At 55.4% G+C, this 19,487-nt stretch carries 17 protein-coding genes and 7 tRNA genes; 3 read left to right on the forward strand and 21 right to left on the reverse strand.

Features of this window, described 5'->3' with window-relative positions; all coding sequences use genetic code 11:
* Positions 1-202: 202 nt before the first annotated feature.
* From nadD to leuS, 4 genes are read right to left on the reverse strand one after another with little or no spacing between them, the layout of a single operon-like run.
* A complete protein-coding gene (nadD, locus tag V1566_RS09045; protein WP_395305667.1) occupies positions 203-868 on the reverse strand; it encodes a nicotinate-nucleotide adenylyltransferase in 666 nt (221 codons plus the stop codon).
* On the reverse strand, positions 861-1,892 hold the full coding sequence (gene holA / locus V1566_RS09050) for a DNA polymerase III subunit delta (RefSeq protein ID WP_395305970.1): 1,032 nt from the start codon (positions 1,890-1,892) through the stop codon (positions 861-863). The genes nadD and holA overlap by 8 nt, the downstream gene beginning before the upstream one ends.
* A complete protein-coding gene (gene lptE, locus V1566_RS09055) occupies positions 1,892-2,461 on the reverse strand; it encodes an LPS assembly lipoprotein LptE (protein WP_395305668.1) in 570 nt (189 codons plus the stop codon). The genes holA and lptE overlap by 1 nt, the downstream gene beginning before the upstream one ends.
* Positions 2,462-2,475: 14 nt before the next feature.
* Positions 2,476-5,058: a leucine--tRNA ligase gene (gene leuS / locus V1566_RS09060; RefSeq protein ID WP_395305669.1), complete on the reverse strand. Its 2,583-nt coding sequence runs from the start codon at positions 5,056-5,058 to the stop codon at positions 2,476-2,478.
* Between the two features lie 214 nt (positions 5,059-5,272).
* Between leuS and V1566_RS09065 the strand changes: the two genes are divergently transcribed.
* Positions 5,273-5,755: a zinc ribbon-containing protein gene (locus V1566_RS09065; RefSeq protein WP_395305971.1), complete on the forward strand. Its 483-nt coding sequence runs from the start codon at positions 5,273-5,275 to the stop codon at positions 5,753-5,755.
* A 56-nt stretch (positions 5,756-5,811) separates the two neighbouring features.
* On the opposite strand, the gene rihA is transcribed toward V1566_RS09065, so the two are convergent.
* From rihA to V1566_RS09090, 5 genes are all read right to left on the reverse strand, one after another.
* Positions 5,812-6,753, reverse strand: a complete 942-nt coding sequence (rihA, locus tag V1566_RS09070) for a pyrimidine-specific ribonucleoside hydrolase RihA (RefSeq protein WP_395305670.1) — start codon at positions 6,751-6,753, stop codon at positions 5,812-5,814.
* Positions 6,754-6,873: 120 nt separating this feature from the next.
* Positions 6,874-7,599, reverse strand: coding sequence for an amino acid ABC transporter ATP-binding protein (locus V1566_RS09075; RefSeq protein WP_014883001.1), 726 nt, complete (start codon positions 7,597-7,599; stop codon positions 6,874-6,876).
* The gene (gltK, locus tag V1566_RS09080) at positions 7,599-8,273 is read right to left on the reverse strand and encodes a glutamate/aspartate ABC transporter permease GltK (protein ID WP_023334900.1); all 675 of its coding nucleotides are present in this window, start codon (positions 8,271-8,273) and stop codon (positions 7,599-7,601) included. Before gltK ends, V1566_RS09075 begins: the two co-directional genes overlap by 1 nt.
* The gene (locus V1566_RS09085; RefSeq protein WP_023310756.1) at positions 8,273-9,013 is read right to left on the reverse strand and encodes an amino acid ABC transporter permease; all 741 of its coding nucleotides are present in this window, start codon (positions 9,011-9,013) and stop codon (positions 8,273-8,275) included. Before V1566_RS09085 ends, gltK begins: the two co-directional genes overlap by 1 nt.
* A 155-nt stretch (positions 9,014-9,168) precedes the next feature.
* Positions 9,169-10,074, reverse strand: a complete 906-nt coding sequence (locus V1566_RS09090; RefSeq protein ID WP_023334902.1) for an amino acid ABC transporter substrate-binding protein — start codon at positions 10,072-10,074, stop codon at positions 9,169-9,171.
* A 535-nt stretch (positions 10,075-10,609) separates the two neighbouring features.
* Here V1566_RS09090 and V1566_RS09095 point away from each other — a divergent pair.
* On the forward strand, positions 10,610-11,596 hold the full coding sequence (locus tag V1566_RS09095) for an IS110 family transposase (protein ID WP_395303481.1): 987 nt from the start codon (positions 10,610-10,612) through the stop codon (positions 11,594-11,596).
* 75 nt (positions 11,597-11,671) lie between these two features.
* Here the strand turns inward: V1566_RS09095 and lnt are convergent, their stop codons facing one another.
* The 5 genes from lnt to miaB all read right to left on the reverse strand — a co-directional run bounded on the left by lnt (position 11,672) and on the right by miaB (position 17,282).
* Positions 11,672-13,210: an apolipoprotein N-acyltransferase gene (gene lnt, locus V1566_RS09100; RefSeq protein ID WP_395305671.1), complete on the reverse strand. Its 1,539-nt coding sequence runs from the start codon at positions 13,208-13,210 to the stop codon at positions 11,672-11,674.
* A 5-nt stretch (positions 13,211-13,215) separates the two neighbouring features.
* Positions 13,216-14,094 carry a CNNM family magnesium/cobalt transport protein CorC gene (gene corC / locus V1566_RS09105; protein ID WP_395305672.1) on the reverse strand — a complete coding sequence of 293 codons (879 nt, stop codon included), beginning with the start codon at positions 14,092-14,094 and terminating at the stop codon, positions 13,216-13,218.
* A gap of 89 nt (positions 14,095-14,183) precedes the next feature.
* Positions 14,184-14,651 (reverse strand): rRNA maturation RNase YbeY, encoded by a 468-nt coding sequence (ybeY, locus tag V1566_RS09110; RefSeq protein ID WP_008501052.1) that lies wholly within the window; start codon positions 14,649-14,651, stop codon positions 14,184-14,186.
* The gene (locus tag V1566_RS09115; protein ID WP_029740142.1) at positions 14,648-15,694 is read right to left on the reverse strand and encodes a PhoH family protein; all 1,047 of its coding nucleotides are present in this window, start codon (positions 15,692-15,694) and stop codon (positions 14,648-14,650) included. Before V1566_RS09115 ends, ybeY begins: the two co-directional genes overlap by 4 nt.
* A 163-nt stretch (positions 15,695-15,857) precedes the next feature.
* Positions 15,858-17,282, reverse strand: a complete 1,425-nt coding sequence (miaB, locus tag V1566_RS09120; RefSeq protein WP_395305673.1) for a tRNA (N6-isopentenyl adenosine(37)-C2)-methylthiotransferase MiaB — start codon at positions 17,280-17,282, stop codon at positions 15,858-15,860.
* A gap of 135 nt (positions 17,283-17,417) precedes the next feature.
* Here miaB and ubiF point away from each other — a divergent pair, with 135 nt between their 5' ends.
* The gene (ubiF, locus tag V1566_RS09125; protein ID WP_395305674.1) at positions 17,418-18,593 is read left to right on the forward strand and encodes a 3-demethoxyubiquinol 3-hydroxylase; all 1,176 of its coding nucleotides are present in this window, start codon (positions 17,418-17,420) and stop codon (positions 18,591-18,593) included.
* Between the two features lie 99 nt (positions 18,594-18,692).
* Here the strand turns inward: ubiF and V1566_RS09130 are convergent.
* The 7 genes from V1566_RS09130 to V1566_RS09160 all read right to left on the reverse strand — a co-directional run bounded on the left by V1566_RS09130 (position 18,693) and on the right by V1566_RS09160 (position 19,391).
* A tRNA-Gln gene (locus V1566_RS09130) sits at positions 18,693-18,767 on the reverse strand.
* 36 nt (positions 18,768-18,803) lie between these two features.
* A tRNA-Gln gene (locus V1566_RS09135) sits at positions 18,804-18,878 on the reverse strand.
* 44 nt (positions 18,879-18,922) lie between these two features.
* Positions 18,923-18,999, reverse strand: a tRNA-Met gene (locus V1566_RS09140).
* Between the two features lie 17 nt (positions 19,000-19,016).
* Positions 19,017-19,091 (reverse strand) — tRNA-Gln (locus V1566_RS09145).
* Between the two features lie 32 nt (positions 19,092-19,123).
* Positions 19,124-19,198: transfer RNA gene (locus V1566_RS09150), tRNA-Gln, on the reverse strand.
* A gap of 23 nt (positions 19,199-19,221) precedes the next feature.
* Positions 19,222-19,306: transfer RNA gene (locus V1566_RS09155), tRNA-Leu, on the reverse strand.
* Positions 19,307-19,314: 8 nt separating this feature from the next.
* A tRNA-Met gene (locus V1566_RS09160) sits at positions 19,315-19,391 on the reverse strand.
* Positions 19,392-19,487 lie beyond the last annotated feature (96 nt).

Here is a 19,487-nt window from a genome sequence, read left to right on the forward strand (position 1 = left end):
ACGCCTGTGTCGGGACAAATGTCTCCGGCCGGGCTTTTGAAGGCGGGTATCATCCCACCCTCCGCCTGAGATTGCATCGCCATTTTTGTAAAACAATTTCTGTAAAGCAATGTTCGGCGGGAATGTCTGGCAGCGGAGAATAACAGTATGGCTTACCCTGTCAAGGCAGGATAAACAATAAGCCGCTTTTTATGCCCTCCGGCTATTCATCTGCGCTTTTCTGATACAAACCGTGCGTATAGATATAGGCCAGCACCGGGGTCGGCAGCAGATCGTCACACGCTAAACCCTGCTGTAAACGCTCACGAATGAGGGTCGCAGAAATATCGAACCACGGCGTTTCCGCCAGATAGATCTTCCCGGCAGGCTGATTGTGAAGATCTTCAACATTATCGGTGAGATGATCTTCCAGCCACTGCTGGTACTGCTCTTCACGCATAGTCAGCGGATAGCCAGGACGGCGGCAGACGAGCAGATGGCTGCTCTCCAGAATGGTTTCATATTGATGCCATGTGGGGAGATTCAGCAGGGAATCCTGGCCGATGATAAACGCCAGCGGCTGGTCTGGCCCCTGTTCGGCGCGCCACTCCTGAAGCGTCTGGGATGTCCAGGAGGGCGTGTCGCGACGCAGTTCACGCTCATCAAGTCGGAAGAGCGGTTTATCTGCGATGGCAAGGGCAAGCATCTCTTTTCGCTGCTCGCTGGTCGCCTCGGGCTGTGGACGATGGGGCGGGACATTGTTGGGCATGATGGTGACGCACTGAAGGCCGATCAGATTCGCCAGAATTTCAACCGGCTTCAGGTGCCCGTAATGTACCGGGTCGAAGGTGCCGCCATACAAGGCCTGTAAAGAATGCATACTATCCATCAATAAAAACGTCTGCCAGCGGCTTGTGGCAGAGGAGCAGAGAAAGGCTTTCCAGCTCCGTCCAGACCGACTGGCCGTAATCTTGTTTTAAGGTGAGCTCTGCGCGCATCAGAAGCTGTACAGCCTGACGAAGCTGTTCATGACTCAGGCGGTTGACGGCCTCCGTGGTCAAAGCCCGGCGATTTTGCCACACGCGGTGTTTATCAAACAGCGAACGCAGCGGCGTATGGGCAGACTGACGCTTGAGCGTAATCAGCAGCAGCAATTCGCGCTGCAGCGTACGCAGCAGAATAACGGGTTCGCTCCCTTCGAGACGCAGCTGCTGCAGAATATGCAGGGCGCGCTTGCTCTTCGCCGACAGCAGCGCGTCCACCCAGTGGAACGGCGTGAAGTGCGCCGCGTCGTTAACAGCCTGCTCGACGCGCGGCAAGGTCAGCTTGCCATCCGGCCAGAGCAGGGAGAGTCTGTCCAGCGCCTGCGCCAGGGCCAGCAGGTTTCCTTCATAGCAGTAGCAGAGCAGTTGATTCGCCGCATCATCCAGCTGAAGGTTGTTCTGCTTCGCTCTCGCGGCCACCCATTTGGGCAGATGCGCCTGCTCAGGCGTCTGACAGGTGACCTGCACCGCGTGGGCTGCGAGCTGGGTAAACCACGCCGCGTTTTCCTGGGCTTTGGTGAGCTTGTTGCCACGCACAATAAAAAGCAGATCGCTGTGTAACAGGCTGACCAGCGTGGCGAGTTGCTCATTCATGGCCGCGTTAGGACCGTTCTCCGGCAGCAGGATCTGAATGGTCTGGCGCGATGCAAAAAGGCTCATCGCCTGACAAAGCGAGAAGAGAGCGTTCCAGTCGGTATTGTTGTCCAACTGGACGGTGTGGTGTTCATCAAAGCCCTGAGTGGCTGCCGCGTGTCGTACGGCATCCAGGCTTTCCTGAAGTAATAGCGGATCGTTTCCAAGAAGCAGATATGCCGCGCGCAGCCCTTCATTGAGCTGCGCGCGGAGTTGTTCAGGATACAGCCTGATCATCATTTACCCAGAGAGGTAGCTGCAGGAAGCGTGCCGGCAACCGGTTTTTCAACAATGTCAGATCCTTGTTTAGTCGACGCTGCAATACCTGGCAGTTTACGGATCAGCTGTTCCGCCGCCTTGTCGTACATTTCGTTGATGATAATCTGCTGTTCGGCATCTTTTGCCAGCGCCGTCTGCGGGTTATCAAAGAACGAACGATACACTTTAGCGCTGATCGGGTAGATATCTTTACCCGGGATCAGGACTGCCGCGTTAACCGTCAGCACCATCTGATACTCTGCGGTACGGCCATCCTGGAAGATAGAGGCTGTATCTCTCGACAGACCACTTCCTATAACACGCAGAGACGGTACATCCTGGCGCAGCGTTTGTTTTTCTACAAGTTCAACGCCGTTCAGACGCAGCTGATTACGAATTGCCCGGCTGAGTGGGCCATTCGGATCTGATGAGTCGAAAATCATCGTTTTCATCTCGGCAGGCACTGCCGTGGTATTGCGCAGGTGCCAGCCACAGCCAGCGGTGACAAGCACCGCCAGTGATAAGAGTATTGTTGCCAGTTGTCGCACGTTTCCTCCCGCGCTTAGCCAACGACCAGATTGAGCAGTTTACCCGGTACGTAGATCACTTTACGTACAGTAACGCCCTCAAGATATTTTGCGACCAGAGGTTCCTGGCCCGCGCGCTCGCGAACCTGTTCTTCGGTTGCATCGACCGCCACGGTAATTTTACCGCGGACTTTGCCGTTTACCTGGACCACAACCAGCGTCGTGTTTTCCACCATCGCTGATTCGTCAGCCTGCGGCCACGGCGCGTTGTCGATATCGCCTTCGCCTTTCAGCTCCTGCCACAGGGTAAAGCTAACGTGCGGAGTGAACGGGTTCAGCATGCGAACGACGGCCAGCAGCGCTTCACGCATGAGGGCACGATCCTGCTCGCCGTCCTGCGGAGCTTTCGCCAGCTTGTTCATCAGTTCCATAATAGCCGCAATTGCGGTATTGAAGGTCTGACGACGACCAATATCATCGGTCACTTTCGCAATCGTTTTATGAACATCACGACGCAGCGCCTGCTGATCTTCAGTCAGTGCAGCAGCGTTCAGCGCCGGGGCATCGCCCAATGCGGTGTGTTCGTAAACCAGTTTCCAGACGCGTTTCAGGAAGCGGTTTGCGCCTTCCACGCCGGACTCCTGCCATTCCAGGGTCATGTCGGCCGGAGAGGCAAACATCATGAACAGACGCACGGTGTCCGCACCGTAACGCTCAACCATCACCTGCGGATCGATACCGTTGTTTTTCGACTTGGACATCTTGCTCATGCCGGTGTAGACCAGTTCATGACCTGCGGCGTCTTTCGCCTTAACGATACGGCCCTTCTCGTCGCGCTCAACGATCGCATCAACCGGAGAAACCCAGTTACGCTCGCCGTTGGCACCGACGTAATAGAACGCATCTGCCAGCACCATGCCCTGACACAGCAGTTGTTTTGCTGGTTCGTCAGAGTTCACCATACCCGCATCGCGCATCAGTTTGTGGAAGAAGCGGAAGTAGAGCAGGTGCATGATGGCGTGTTCTATACCACCGATGTAGATGTCTACCGGCAGCCAGTAGTTTGCCGCATCGGAATCAAGCATACCGTCCTGATACTGCGGGCAGGTGTAGCGCGCGTAGTACCAGGAGGATTCCATAAAGGTATCGAAGGTGTCGGTTTCACGCAGCGCAGGCTGACCGTTGACGGTGGTTTTTGCCCACTCAGGATCGGCTTTGATCGGGCTGGTAATCCCGTCCATGACCACGTCTTCCGGCAGGATCACCGGGAGCTGATCTTCTGGCGTTGGCATCACGGTGCCATCTTCCAGCGTCACCATCGGGATTGGCGCACCCCAGTAACGCTGACGGGACACGCCCCAGTCGCGCAGACGGAAGTTCACTTTACGCTCGCCTACGCCCAGAGAGGCCAGCTTATCGGCGATGGCGTTGAAGCCCTCTTCGAAGCTCAGACCGCTAAATTCACCGGAGTTGAACAGGGTGCCTTTTTCAGTCAGCGCGTGTTCGGACAGGTCTGGTTCAGAACCATCGGCGGCCAGAATGACGGCTTTAATCGGCAGGCTGTATTTGGTGGCAAACTCGTAGTCGCGCTGATCGTGGCCCGGTACGGCCATTACTGCGCCTGTACCGTACTCCATCAGAACGAAGTTGGCCGCCCACACTGGAATGGCTTCGCCAGTCAGTGGATGTTTGGCATAGAAGCCCGTTGCAACGCCTTTTTTCTCCATCGTCGCCATGTCGGCTTCGGCCACTTTGGTGTTGCGGCATTCATCGATGAAGCTAGCCAGTTCCGGATTGTTCTCTGCCGCTTTCTGCGCCAGCGGGTGACCAGCGGCCACAGCCAGGTAGGTCGCGCCCATGAAGGTGTCCGGACGGGTGGTATAGACAGTCAGGGTCTGGTCGTAGTTCTCGACGTTGAAGGTAATTTCTACGCCTTCAGAACGGCCGATCCAGTTGCGCTGCATGGTCTTAACGGTATCTGGCCAGTGGTCCAGGTTATCCAGATCGTTCAGCAGCTCATCAGCGTAAGCGGTGATTTTGATAAACCACTGTGGGATCTCTTTACGCTCAACTTTGGTGTCGCAGCGCCAGCAGCAGCCGTCGATAACCTGTTCGTTCGCGAGAACGGTCTGATCATTCGGACACCAGTTAACGGCAGAGGTCTTCTTATACACCAGGCCTTTTTTGTACAGCTCGGTGAAGAACTTCTGCTCCCAGCGATAGTATTCCGGGGTACAGGTTGCCAGCTCGCGGCTCCAGTCATAGCCAAAGCCCAGCATTTTGAGCTGGTTTTTCATGTACGCGATGTTGTCGTACGTCCACGGCGCCGGTGCGGTGTTGTTTTTGACCGCCGCGCCTTCCGCAGGCAGACCGAACGCATCCCAGCCGATAGGCTGCAGAACGTTTTTACCCAGCATGCGCTGGTAGCGTGCAATCACATCGCCGATGGTGTAGTTACGCACATGGCCCATGTGTAGTCGACCAGAAGGATAGGGAAGCATCGACAGGCAGTAATACTTCTCTTTGCTCTCGTCTTCGGTTACTTCAAAGGTGCGCTTCTCGTCCCAGTGTTGCTGGACTTTTGATTCTATCTCTTCCGGGCGGTATTGCTCTTGCATGGCAGCCAGTGGTCCTGTTTTCAATACAGCTACAAATGTAGCCAATGGATGTGGTAATTCAGATCCGCATAGCATAGCCCAAACGCCCGCGTCAAAACAGCCTTTCGCACAAATGCGCTTTGCAGGAATTTACTGGGTCTGTGCTTCACCTGACAAAGCGGCGATGAAATAAGGTCTATTATTAGAAATAGTTACTTACCCGGGAGGCAAAATGATGAACAAGGTTGCTCAATTTTACCGCGAACTGGTGGCGACACTGACGGAACGGCTGCGTAACGGCGAGCGAGATATCGACGTGCTGGTGGAGCAAGCGCGTGCCCGCGTGACGCAAACGGGTGAGTTAACGCGAACCGAAGTGGAAGAGGTGACGCGCGCCGTGCGTCGCGATCTGGAAGAGTTCGCGCGCAGCTACCAGGAGAGCCAGGAGGAGGTCACGGACAGCGTTTTTATGCGGGTGATTAAAGAGAGCTTATGGCAAGAGCTGGCCGATATCACGGATAAAACGCAGCTGGAGTGGCGCGAGGTCTTTCAGGATTTGAACCATCACGGTGTGTATCACAGTGGTGAGGTGGTTGGGTTGGGAAATCTGGTCTGCGAGAATTGCCACCATCATATTGCGGTGTATACGCCGGATGTCCTGCCGCAGTGTCCGAAATGCGGCCACGATCAGTTCCAGCGTCGACCGTTTGAGCCCTAGGTAAAAGCAAAACTGTTTGCACCCTCTCCCGGTGGGAGAGGGCCGGGGCGAGGGCATCAGGCCGCAGAATAGTAAGCCAGCCTTTCCGCCAGCAAATCCACAAACGCCTCCCGGTCGATGTCCACCATCACCGTGGTATTCGGTTTATTTCCCGTCAGCGAGTAATAATCCACCACCGTCATTCCCTGGGTGTATTTTCCCTGCGTCTCGACGCCAACCCATCTGTCCACCGTGGTAAACATCTCAGGCTTCAGTAGCAAGGCAATAGTGCACGGGTCGTGCAGGGGCGCGCCGTGGAAGCCCCACTTCTCGGCTTTGTGATATTCCATAAAGAAGTCGAGCAGTTCGGCCACGGTTGTCGCAACCGGGTTGCCCACCGAGCGGAAACGCTCAATATCGTCCGCCATAATCTGCGCGCGGTGGGTAACGTCCAGTCCCGCCATCACAATCGGTAAGCCGGACTGGAAGACAATCTCAGCGGCTTCCGGGTCGACAAAGATGTTGAACTCCGCCGCTGGCGTCCAGTTACCGAGCCCCATGGCGCCACCCATAATCACAATACGGGCAATTTTATTATGCAGCTCAGGATGGCTGTTCAGCAGCAGCGCAACGTTAGTTTGCGGTCCGGTAGCCACCAGCGTTACCGGCTCTGCACTTTCGCGCAGCACTTTTGCCATCAGCTCGACAGCGGTACAGTTTTGCGGCGCGAAGCCCGGCTCCGGCAGTGCCGGACCGTCCAGCCCGCTTTCGCCATGAACGTTGTCGGCAATAATCAGCTCGCGCATCAGCGGCTTCACGGCCCCGCCGGCGACAGGAATATCGGTGCGTTTGAGCAGCGTGAGCATGCGCAGCACGTTGCGCAGGGTTTTTTCAGGCGTTTGGTTTCCGGCGGACGAGGTGACGGCTTTCACGTCGAGTTCAGGGGAGGCAAGTGCAAGGACGAGTGCGATCGCGTCATCATGACCCGGATCGCAATCGAGAATAATAGGCTGTGCCATAGCGTTCTCCATACGTAGCGTTATTTTGTGACAAGGTTAACGCTGCAATGTGACGCCGACGAGAGGAAGTGAGTGAAAGCGTGAAGCAGTGCGCAATCCGCAGATTGCGCACCGAGAAGATTAGTGCAGGATTTTCGCGAGGAAATCTTTTGCACGTTCTGATTTCGGGTTAGCGAAGAACTCTTCTTTCGGTGAGTCTTCGACAATTTTCCCTTCGTCCATAAAGATCACGCGGTTGGCCACTTTACGGGCAAAGCCCATTTCGTGGGTCACCACCATCATGGTCATCCCTTCGTGCGCCAGCTCGACCATCACGTCCAGCACTTCATTGATCATCTCAGGATCGAGCGCCGACGTTGGCTCATCAAACAGCATTGCCACCGGATCCATGCACAGCGCGCGGGCGATCGCCACACGCTGCTGTTGGCCGCCAGAAAGCTGTGCCGGGAACTTATCGGCATGTGCCGAGAGTCCAACGCGTTCCAGGAGCTTTAGACCCTTCTCGCGCGATGCTTTTTTATCACGCTTAAGCACTTTTACCTGCGCAAGCGTCAGGTTCTCAATAATGGAGAGGTGAGGGAACAGCTCAAAATGCTGGAACACCATGCCAACGTGAGAGCGAAGCTGGGCGAGGTTGGTTTTCTTGTCGTTGACTTTGGTACCGTTGACGACAATCTCACCCTGCTGCACCGGCTCCAGTCCGTTGACGGTTTTGATCAGCGTTGATTTACCGGAGCCGGACGGCCCACACACCACCACCACGTCGCCTTTTTTGACTTCAGTGGAGCAGTCGGTCAGCACCTGAAAGTGCCCATACCATTTAGAAACATTTTTCAGGGAAATCATTATACCGTCCTTTTCTTCAGCCAACTGACCAACAGCGACGCGCTTAAACTAATCACAAAATAGACCGCACCCGCAAAGAGCACCATCTCGACCTGTGTACCATCACGTTCACCGATGGTTGACGCGGTACGGAAGAAGTCTGCCAGACTCAGCACATAGACCAGTGAGGTATCCTGGAACAGCACGATACCCTGAGTCAGCAGGAGCGGAACCATGGCGCGAAACGCCTGCGGCAGAATAATGAGCTGCATGGACTGCCAGTGCGTCATTCCCAACGCCAGCGCGGCGCTGGATTGCCCGCGGGAGATACTCTGAATGCCCGCGCGGATAATCTCTGAGTAGTAAGCGGCCTCAAACATAGAGAACGCCACCATGGCGGAGATCAGACGGATATCGGTTTTCGGCGATAGCCCCAGCACGTTCTGCAGGAAGCCGGGTACAATCAGGTAAAACCACAGCAGCACCATCACCAGCGGGATGGAGCGGAACACGTTAACGTAGGCGGTCGCAAACCAGGCGAACGGTTTAAAGCTCGACAGGCGCATGACGGCCAGCAGGGTACCCCAGACGATACCAATGATGATGGCGATAACGGTGATTTTTAAGGTAATCACCAGGCCATCAAGCAGGTACGGCATGGATGGAACGATAGAACTCCAGTCAAATTCGTACATTATTTGCCCCCCAGATTACCCGGCAGGCGGATTTTGCGTTCAACCAGGTTCATCACCAGCATGATGAAAGCGTTAATCAGAACATATGCGAGCGTGATCGCGGTGAAGGATTCCCACGCGTGGGCGGAGTAATCCAACAGCTTGCCCGCCTGTGCAGCCATGTCGACCAGGCCGATAGTCGAGGCGATGGCCGAGTTTTTCACCAGGTTCATCATCTCAGAGGTCATCGGTGGAACGATAACGCGGTAGGCGTTTGGCAGCAGCACATAGCGGTAGGTTTGCGGCAGGGTCAACCCCATCGCCAGACCCGCATTTTTTTGTCCACGGGGTAATGACTGAATGGCGGCACGCACCTGCTCGCAAACGCGCGCAGCGGTAAACAGCCCCAGACACATCATGGAGGAGACAAAGAACTGTACGTTCGGATCCAGTTCCGACTTGAACCACATGCCAATATTTTCCGGCAGCAGTTCCGGGATGACCAGATACCAGGTAAAGAATTGCACGATCAGCGGAACGTTACGGAACAGTTCCACATACAGGGTGCCAAGTGTTGAAAGAAAACGGTTTGGGACGGTGCGCAGAATACCGAACAAAGAACCGACAAGAAACGCGATGATCCACGCCGTTATCGATAATGCCACGGTGACCTGAAAGCCGCTCCACAGCCAGCCAAGATAGGTTGTGTTGCCGAACGGGGCTTGTTGCAGGAATATGCCCCAGTTCCAGTCTATTGACATAATAAACTCCAGAAAAAAAAGGGTAGCAGCGCTACCCTCGAAGATTGGTGAGAAGCTCATTTTTCGCGCTGAGTGGGGAACGACCACTCAACGTATAGTCTGTCCATGCTTCCCGACAATCGAGAGGGCAGGAGATCCCGCCCCTGTTGTTCTAATTAGTTAAGAGCCTTGTCATTTGGAGATTTGAACAGCGCTTTCATGTCTTCAGACAGTTCAAAATTCATGTTCAGGTTTTTTGGTGGAATCGGGTTCTTGAACCACTTATCGAACCATTTTTCGGCTTCGCCGGAGGTCTGCACCTGAGCGATGGTGTCATCGATCAGCTTTTTGAACTGCGGATCGTCTTTACGCAGCATACAGCCGTAGGCTTCTTTCGACTGTGCGGTACCGACGATATCCCAGTTGTCTGGTTTTTTCGCTTTCGCACGTTCGCCCGCCAGCAGTGCGTCATCCATCATAAACGCGACGGCACGACCGCTTTCCAGGGTACGGAAGGAGTCGCCATGGTCTTTCGCGCTGATAATGCGCATATCCATTTTCTTCTCGTCGTTCAGCTTGTGCAGCAGCACTTCTGACGTGGTACCGGAGGTGACAACAACCGCTTTGCCTTTCAGGTCAGCGAAGTCTTTGATCTCTCCGCCTTTCTTCGTCAGCAGACGGGTGCCCACGACAAAGATGGTGTCAGAGAAGGCCGCCTGTTTCTGACGCTCGAGGTTGTTGGTGGTGGAGCCACACTCGAAGTCAAAGGTGCCGTTTTGCAGCAGTGGAATACGGTTCTGTGAAGTGATTGGGATCAGCTTCACCTGCAGGTCAGGTTTGTTCAGCTTTTTCTTCACAGCTTCAACGATGGCGTTGGAGTAATCCTGTGAATAGCCCACGACTTTTTGCGTGTTGTCGTAGTAAGAGAACGGGACAGAAGATTCACGGTGGCCGACCACGATGACGCCGTTTTTGGCAATCTTGTCGAGAGTGCTGCCTGCTGCCGGCGCATCTTCAGCGTGAACCACGCCTGCAGACATTCCCATAACCAGCATTGCTGTGGCCAGTTTACGTAATTGCATACCCAACTCCTTTTTTATCAGCGCCAGAGACGCTTTGATACCCATTGTGATGTTGTTATATCTCGCGCAATGCGAGTGCAGTGTTATGCAAGCTTGTTAACATTTAGTCTGGCTTAATGTAAAGATTTTGCTGCGTTATTGTTTATTTTTGCGAAGCGCGCCGCACCATTCAGAGGCAAATATCTCTCGTTGCACCGTTTCGGTGCTACCGATGATCTACGCTGGTGCGACAAAGTTGCACGTTAAGCCAAACTGCGTTTACCTGAATAAACAAAGCAATAGGCGTGCCAGAATGGGCATTTGGAGGGAATTGTCGGGTGGCGGCTACGCCTTACCCGACCTTGTATTATCCTTCCGTGCAGAAAGAACCGGCCAGTTCTTTCTGCCATGCAGTCCACATGCCGTACCCGGCCTTAGGCCACGAGCCTGTGTTGTAGATCCCTGCAGTGGACTGCACCTTCTCCACAAGTGACAAACCGGACAGTATCATGGACCGGTTTTCCCGGTAATCCGCATTCACAAGGTTGGTTTCACTATGGAACAGGAACTTCACTTTATTGGTATCGATGTCTCCAAAGCTAAGCTGGATGTCGATGTGTTGCGACCTGATGGCCGTCACCGCAGCAAAAAATTTACTAACACACCTAAAGGTCACGAGGAGCTGCTCAGCTGGCTCCGCAGCCATAATGTGGCTCAGGCACATATCTGCATGGAAGCGACCAGCACCTATATGGAAGACGCAGCAGCATCCCTCAGCGATGCCGGTTTCACCGTATCCATCATCAACCCGGCTCTTGGTAAAGCCTTTGCGCAGAGTGAAGGCCTGCGCAGTAAAACCGATGCCGTTGATGCCCGTATGCTGGCAGAGTTCTGCCGGCAGAAGCGTCCGGTAGCCTGGGAGGCACCTCATCCGCTGGAGCGCGCGTTGCGGGCGCTGGTGCTGCGTCACCAGTCCCTGACAGACATGCACACGCAGGAGCTGAACCGTCGTGAGACGGCGCGGGAGGTGCAGATGCCGAGCATCGATGCGCACCTTCTGTGGCTGGAAGCGGAGCTGAAGCGGCTGGAGAAACAGATAAAGGACCTGACGGATGATGACCCGGACCTGAAGCACCGGCGAAAACTGCTGGACAGCATACCGGGTATCGGTGAAAAGACATCCGCGGTGCTGCTGGCGTATGTGGGGCTGAAGGACAGGTTCGGTCAGGCGCGGCAGTTCGCGGCTTTCGCAGGACTGACACCGCGGCAGCATGAATCAGGAAGCAGCGTACACAGGGCAAGCAGGATGAGTAAGGCTGGCCATGTCTCGCTTCGCAGGGCGCTGTATATGCCCGCGATGGTGGCGCTGTACAAAACGGAGTGGGGAAAAGCGTTCAGGACGCGTCTGGAAAAGAACGGCAAGGGAGCGAAGCTGATAATCGGAGCGATGATGCGTAAGCTGGCGCAGGTGGCGTATGGCGTCCTGAAATCAGGACGCCCGTTCGATGCCACATTGCATCAGGAAAATGCTTGCGTGGCATAACAGTATCTACGGGAACGGAAATGTAGAATGTAGGCCGGGTAAGGCGTAGCCGCCACCCGGCAGGAAGAGGTGAGATTATCGACGGCGCTGACGCAGGCTTATCAGAACCGCGCCAAAGCCGAACAGCACGGTCAGTATCCACAGCGGCCAGTTGCCGGTACGAGCGTATGGCGTCAGCCCCGTGGTTGGCGTGACTTTAGCGGTCAGTACCTCACGGGTAAACTGCGGGATCATCGCCTGAATTTCACCCTGTGGACCAATCACAGCGGTGATGCCGTTGTTGGTGCTGCGCAGCAGGGGACGCGCCAGCTCCAGGGAGCGCATACGTGCCATCTGGAAGTGCTGCCACGGGCCGATTGACTTACCAAACCAGGCGTCGTTGGAGATGGTCAGCAGATAGTCAGTATCCGGGCGGAAGTTATCGCGCACCTGCTCGCCGAGAATGATTTCGTAGCAGATGGCTGCCGTCAGGGCAAAGCCGTGCGCGTGCAACTGAGGCTGTACGTACGGGCCGCGGCTGAAAGAGGACATCGGCAGGTCAAAGAACGGGGCCAGCGGGCGCAGAATCGACTCCAGCGGGACAAATTCACCAAACGGCACCAGGTGGTTCTTGTTGTACCGGTCAGTGGAGTGGTAGCTGTACTCGCTGTCTTTCCCGAGCGTAATGATGCTGTTGTAGGTGTCGTAGCGGTTCTGCTGATTCAGACGCGCATCGACAATCCCTGTGATCAGCGTGCTGCCGCGCGCCAGCAGCAGGTCGTTCATCATGTTGAGGAACGGCTGCTGGTTAATTTCCAGATCGGGGATTGCAGACTCCGGCCAGATAATCAGCTGGGATTTACCCATCACCTCTTCGGTGGCATTGGCGTAGATCTTCAGCGTATTCAGCAGCTCTTTCTCATCCCACTTCATGGACTGCGGGATATTCCCCTGCACCATGGAAACCTGCATGGCGCGATCGGGCTCAGGCGTGAACCACTGGATATAGCGCAGCGGGAAGGGCAGGGCGAACAGCACCAGCGCCACGGCCAGCGGTTTCCAGCAGCGCTGGACCAGCGCCAGGACCAGCAGGCCGCTCACCACCATCAGCAGGAAGTTGATGGCTTCAACACCCATTACCGGCGCCAGGCCTTTCAGGGGGCCGTCAATCTGGCTGTAGCCGAACTGCAGCCACGGGAAGCCCGTCAGCACCCAGCCGCGCAGGAACTCGGTGACCTGCCAGACCACCGGCGCGGCAATAGCGACGCGCAGCCAGGTGGTTTTTGGCCACAGGCGAGAAAGGATGCCGGCGAACAGACCGGTATAGAGCGAGAGATACGCGGCGAGCAATACCACCAGGAAGACGTTTACCGGGCCAGGCATACCGCCAAACTGGGCGATGCTGACATAGACCCAGTTGATGCCTGAGCCAAACAGCCCCAGTCCCCAGAAGTAACCGATGGCAGCGGCCTGTACCGGACGACGATTCAGGGTCAGGCCCTGAAGCCCCATCAGGGAGAGTATGGCCGCAGGCCAGATATCGTAAGGAGAGAAAGCCAGCGTACCGCTGGCTCCAAGTAACAGCGCCAGCAGCAAACGGACGCGCTGGCGTTCAAGCAGTGGGGCAAATGCCATTTACATTAATCTTCCAGTTTTGGCACCGGTGAGTCGTCCGGCGTTCTGACGTGAACCTGTATAATACGTCGGCTGTCGGCCATTGCCACTTTGAACTGGTAACCGTCGATGTCAACGGTCTCACCGCGCGCCGGGAGGTGGCCAAAGGCCTGCATCACCAGCCCGCCAATGGTATCGACCTCTTCATCGCTGAAGTGGGTACCGAAGGCGTCGTTAAAGTCCTCAATCGAGGCCAACGCACGCACGGTCCAGGTGTGGCGGCTAAGCTGACGGAAGTCGATATCTTCTTCTTCGTCGTACTCGTCTTCGATTTCACCCACGATCAGCTCAAGAATATCCTCGATCGTGACCAGACCGGAAACGCCACCAAATTCATCAATAACAATCGCCATGTGGTAACGCTGAGAGCGAAACTCTTTCAGCATCCGATCCACACGTTTACTTTCCGGCACAACCACCGCCTGGCGTAACACTTTTTCCATGCTGAAGGCTTCGGCATCGCTGCGCATAAACGGCAGCAGATCTTTGGCCATCAAAATCCCTTCGATGTGATCTTTGTCTTCGCTAATGACCGGGAAACGCGAGTGGGCGGATTCGATGATCACATCGAGGCACTCGTCCAGCGTCTGGTTACGTTTCAGGGTGATCATCTGCGAGCGGGGGATCATGATATCGCGAACGCGCTGGTCGGCGATGTCCATAACCCCTTCGAGCATTTCTCGCGTATCTTCATCGATAAGGTCGTTCTGCCCGGAATCACGAATCAGCTCCAGCAGTTCATCACGGTTTTTGGGTTCGCCGTGGAAAAGCTGGCTCAGAATGAGGGAGAAAAATCCCTTTTTACTGGTTGTCGTGTCGCTACTGTGTGAATTGTCGTCGCTCATGGCGTTTGTTAAGGGTTCTCTTGTTAGTTCAACGTTTACCGCCACGCGATGTCCTTTCGTGGCGGCATGTGAGTCAGTCAGGTGACGGACTATTCTTTCTCGGCAATGTACGGATCCTCATAGCCCAGAGCAAGCATTATCTCTGTCTCGAGGGACTCCATCTCTTCCGCTTCGTCATCTTCTATATGATCGTAGCCGAGCAGGTGCAGGCTGCCGTGTACCACCATATGCGCCCAGTGGGCCTCAAGCGGCTTTTGCTGCTCTTTGGCTTCCTGCTCAACCACCTGACGGCAGATGATCAGATCGCCCAGCAGCGGCATCTCAATGCCCGGCGGTGCTTCGAACGGGAAAGAGAGCACGTTGGTCGGCTTATCTTTCCCGCGATAGGTCAGGTTAAGCTCATGGCTTTCTGCTTCATCCACCAGTCGAATCGTAACTTCTGATTCTTCCTGAAACTGAGGAATAACGGCATCCAGCCATTTCTGAAACTGTGCCTCATCTGGCATGCCGGAATTGTCTTCACAGGCCAGCTGTAAATCGAGGATCACCTGACTCATTTCTGTTCTTGCTCCTGCGCTTCGCGCTTACGTTCTGCGGCCAGTTCGGCCTTACGCTTCTGATCCGCCTCTTCCCAGGCTTCATAGGCGTTAACGATACGCGCAACCACCGGGTGGCGTACCACGTCTTCACTGTGGAAGAAGTTAAAGCTGATTTCGTCGACCTCGGCCAGCACCTCAATGGCGTGGCGCAGGCCGGATTTGGTGCTGCGCGGCAGGTCGATCTGGGTGACGTCACCGGTAATGACCGCTTTCGAGTTAAAGCCGATACGCGTCAGGAACATCTTCATCTGTTCGATGGTGGTGTTCTGGCTCTCATCAAGAATAATGAACGCATCGTTCAGCGTACGACCGCGCATGTAGGCGAGCGGGGCAACTTCGATAACGTTACGCTCAATGAGCTTCTCGACCTTCTCAAAGCCCAGCATTTCGAACAGCGCATCGTATAAAGGACGCAGATACGGGTCGACCTTCTGGCTCAGATCGCCCGGCAGGAAGCCCAGCTTTTCGCCCGCTTCAACGGCCGGGCGGGTCAGCAGAATACGACGGATATCCTGGCGTTCCAGCGCATCTACCGCAGCGGCAACGGCGAGATAGGTTTTACCCGTACCCGCAGGGCCCACCCCGAAGGTGATGTCGTGGTCGAGGATATTGGCGATGTACTGCGCCTGGTTTGGCGTACGCGGCTTAATAACGCCACGTTTGGTCTTGATGTTAATGGCCTTGCCGTAGTCCGGCACGCTTTCCGCGCTCTGCTCAAGCACGCGCGCCTCTTTAATGGCGAGGTGAATTTGTTCCGGTTCGATATCCTGCGTTTCGCCGCGCATTGGGGCGGTATCAACATACAGGCTACGCAGAATATCCGCAGCGGCGTTGACGCAGATAGGGCGTCCGGTAAGTTTGAAATGATTATCGCGACGATTGATTTCGATACCCAGACGTCGCTCCAGTTGTTTGATGTTGTCATCAAACGGCCCGCACAGGCTCAGCAGGCGAGCGTTGTCTGCTGGCTCAAGGCTAATTTCACGCGTATCTATATTCAAACTGTTCCTCTTTAATTGGTTAACTGACCCATTGCGATAGAGCGTAATAAAACGGTCATTACCGAAATTATTCACGCCACAGAATAAAGGCGCAAGCGTTGCGGAAGATATTGGGGACGATGAGAGGAAATACAAGGCCTGCCGGAAAGGCAGGCCAGGAGGATTAAGGCTGGTAAATCCCCACGCCAGAATCGTTTTCTTTGCGGGTACGAGAGATCACGGACTCCGGTGACTCGGCAATACGCAGGCCCATCTCGTCCTCGGTGCGTACCAGCTTCGCGCGCAGCGAGTTGGTCAGCACGTCGACAATCTCGACGTCAACAAATTTACCGATCATGTCCGGGGTGCCTTCAAAGTTCACCACGCGGTTGTTTTCGGTACGGCCGGAGAGTTCCATAATGCTCTTGCGCGAAGTGCCTTCCACAAGAATGCGTTGCACGGTGCCAAGCATGCGGCGGCTCCAGGCGTTGGCCTGCTGAAGGATACGCTCCTGCAGAATGTACAGACGCTGCTTCTTCTCCTCTTCCGGCACATCGTCAACCATATCGGCCGCAGGTGTTCCAGGACGCGCAGAGAAGATGAAGCTGTAGCTGACGTCAAAGTTCACTTCGCCGATGAGCTTCATGGTGCGCTCGAAGTCATCAGCGGTTTCGCCAGGGAAGCCGACGATAAAATCGGAGCTGATCTGGATATCCGGACGCGCTTCACGCAGCTTACGAATGGTGGATTTGTACTCCAGCACCGTATGCGGGCGGCCCATCAGGTTCAGCACGCGGTCAGAGCCGCACTGAATCGGCAGGTGCAGGAAGCTCACCAGCTCTGGCGTATCGCGATACACGTCAATGATGTCGTCGGTAAACTCCATCGGATGGCTGGTGGTAAAGCGAATGCGGTCGATACCGTCAATCGCGGCCACCAGACGCAGCAGCTCGGCAAAGCTGCCGGTGGTGCCGTCGTAGTTTTCCCCGCGCCAGGCGTTAACGTTCTGGCCCAGCAGGTTCACTTCGCGAACGCCCTGGGCGGCAAGCTGTGCGATTTCAAACAGAATATCGTCTGCCGGACGGCTGACTTCTTCACCGCGGGTGTAAGGCACCACGCAGTAAGTGCAGTATTTGTTGCAGCCTTCCATGATGGAGACGAAGGCGGTTGGGCCATCGGCGCGCGGCTCCGGCAGACGGTCAAACTTTTCGATCTCCGGGAAGCTGACGTCAACAACCGGGCTGCGGTTGCCGCGAACCTGATTGATCATCTCTGGCAGGCGGTGCAGGGTCTGAGGACCAAAGACAATATCCACATACGGGGCTCTCTGGCGGATCAGCTTGCCTTCCTGCGACGCAACGCAGCCACCCACACCGATGATCAGGTCCGGATTTTTTCGCTTGAGAAGCTTCCAGCGGCCTAACACGTGAAAGACTTTTTCCTGCGCTTTTTCACGAATCGAACAGGTGTTCAGCAGCAGCACGTCCGCTTCTTTCACATTTTCTGTCAGCTGGTATCTGTGGGTTGAATCCAGCAGATCGGCCATCTTGGATGAATCGTATTCGTTCATCTGACAGCCCCAGGTTTTTATATGGAGTTTTTTAGTCATCGACTTGCTCAGCTCAGGATTGCAAGCCGCGTATTGTAATGCTTTGGTGGGGTTGTGACCAGTATGAAGGTTATGTGTCTCAGGACCGCAAAAATCCGGTAAACTTAAGGGATTCTCCAATAAGGAAAAATGACCATGACACTCCTACACACCGAAGTTGCCGTTGTCGGCGGCGGTATGGTCGGCGGCGCGCTGGCGCTGGGGCTGGCGCAGCAGGGATTTGAGGTAACGGTAATTGAACAGGCTGCCCCTCCGGCCTTCGATCCGGCCAGCAAACCGGATGTGCGCATTTCCGCGATCAGCGCGGCGTCCGTCGATCTGCTGCGCGGGCTGGGCGTCTGGGAGGCGGTGCTGGCGATGCGCGCCCATCCTTACAGCCGTCTTGAAACCTGGGAGTGGGAAAATGCCCACGTTGCGTTTGATGCCGCTGAGCTGAAGCTGCCGCGCCTCGGTTATATGGTGGAAAACAACGTGCTCCAGCTGGCGCTCTGGCAGGCGCTGGAGACGCATCCAAAGGTGACGCTGCGTGTTCCGGCGTCGCTTAAGGCACTGCATCCTTACGAGAGCGGCTATTTACTGACGCTCGACAGCGGCGATGAACTGGCCGTGAAGCTGGTTGTTGGGGCGGACGGCGCTAACTCGCAGGTCAGACAGATGGCGGGTATCGGGGTTCATGCCTGGCAGTATGAGCAATCCTGCATGCTGATTACCGTTGAGTGTGAGAATGCGCCGGGAGAAAGCACCTGGCAGCACTTTACGCCGAATGGCCCGCATGCCTTTTTACCACTCTTCGATAACTGGGCGTCGCTGGTGTGGTATGACAAACCGGCGCGCATTCGCCAGCTGCAGGGGCTCTCAATGGAACAATTGCAGCGGGAAATCCGCCTGCATTTCCCGAGCCGTCTGGGCAACGTTACACCGGTCGCTGCCGGGGCGTTTCCCCTCACGCGACGTCACGCTTTGCAGTATGCCCGTGAAGGGCTGGCGCTGGTGGGCGATGCGGCACACACCATTCATCCGCTGGCCGGGCAGGGTGTCAACCTGGGGTATCGTGATGTCGATGCGTTACTGGATGTGCTGGGCAGCGCCCGCGGGCACGCGGAAAACTGGGCCAGCCATCAGGTCCTGAAGCGTTACCAGACGCGGCGCATGGCGGACAATTTCATTATGCAGTCGGGGATGGATCTGTTCTATGCCGGGTTCAGCAATGACCTGGCCCCGGTGCGCATTCTGCGTAATATTGGATTGATGGCAGCGGAGCGTGCCGGTGGTCTGAAGCGCCAGGCGCTTAAATACGCCTTAGGACTCTAATCATTATTCCCTCTCCATGTGGGAGAGGGCATCAGGCCACACAATTCTGAGCAACAAAAACAAAAAAAGCCCGCAGAGCGGGCTTTTTTGTTACTTAAGTGGCTGGGGTGCAGGGATTCGAACCCCGGAATGCTGGTATCAGAAACCAGAGCCTTACCGCTTGGCGACACCCCAATTGCGTTAAACAAACTGCTTAACGACTTTTTAAATTGGCTGGGGTACGAGGATTCGAACCTCGGAATGCTGGTATCAGAAACCAGAGCCTTACCGCTTGGCGATACCCCAACAATTTTTTCTAGTCTATCGAATAATTCGACAGATTACTAATTTGGTGGCTACGACGGGATTCGAACCTGTGACCCCATCATTATGAGTGATGTGCTCTAACCAACTGAGCTACGTAGCCAGTACTGCAATCTTCGATGGCTGGGGTACCTGGATTCGAACCAGGGAATGCCGGTATCAAAAACCGGTGCCTTACCGCTTGGCGATACCCCAATACCGCGGAGAACCGCAAAATCGAAGAAATATGGCTGGGGTACCTGGATTCGAACCAGGGAATGCCGGTATCAAAAACCGGTGCCTTACCGCTTGGCGATACCCCATCCGTGCAACGCTTACCTGGGAATGGTGCGGGAGGCGAGACTTGAACTCGCACACCTTGCGGCGCCAGAACCTAAATCTGGTGCGTCTACCAATTTCGCCACTCCCGCAAAAAAGATGGTGGCTACGACGGGATTCGAACCTGTGACCCCATCATTATGAGTGATGTGCTCTAACCAACTGAGCTACGTAGCCATCTTTTTTCGCGTTACCTTATCGGCGTTGCGGGGCGCATTATGCGTATAGACCCTTGCAGCGTCAACACCTTTTTCAACGAAAATAGCCGGAATG

It is taken from the genome of Enterobacter sp. ECC-019 (assembly GCF_043974075.1).
In the GTDB taxonomy this organism is placed as follows: Bacteria; Pseudomonadota; Gammaproteobacteria; order Enterobacterales; family Enterobacteriaceae; genus Enterobacter; species Enterobacter asburiae_D.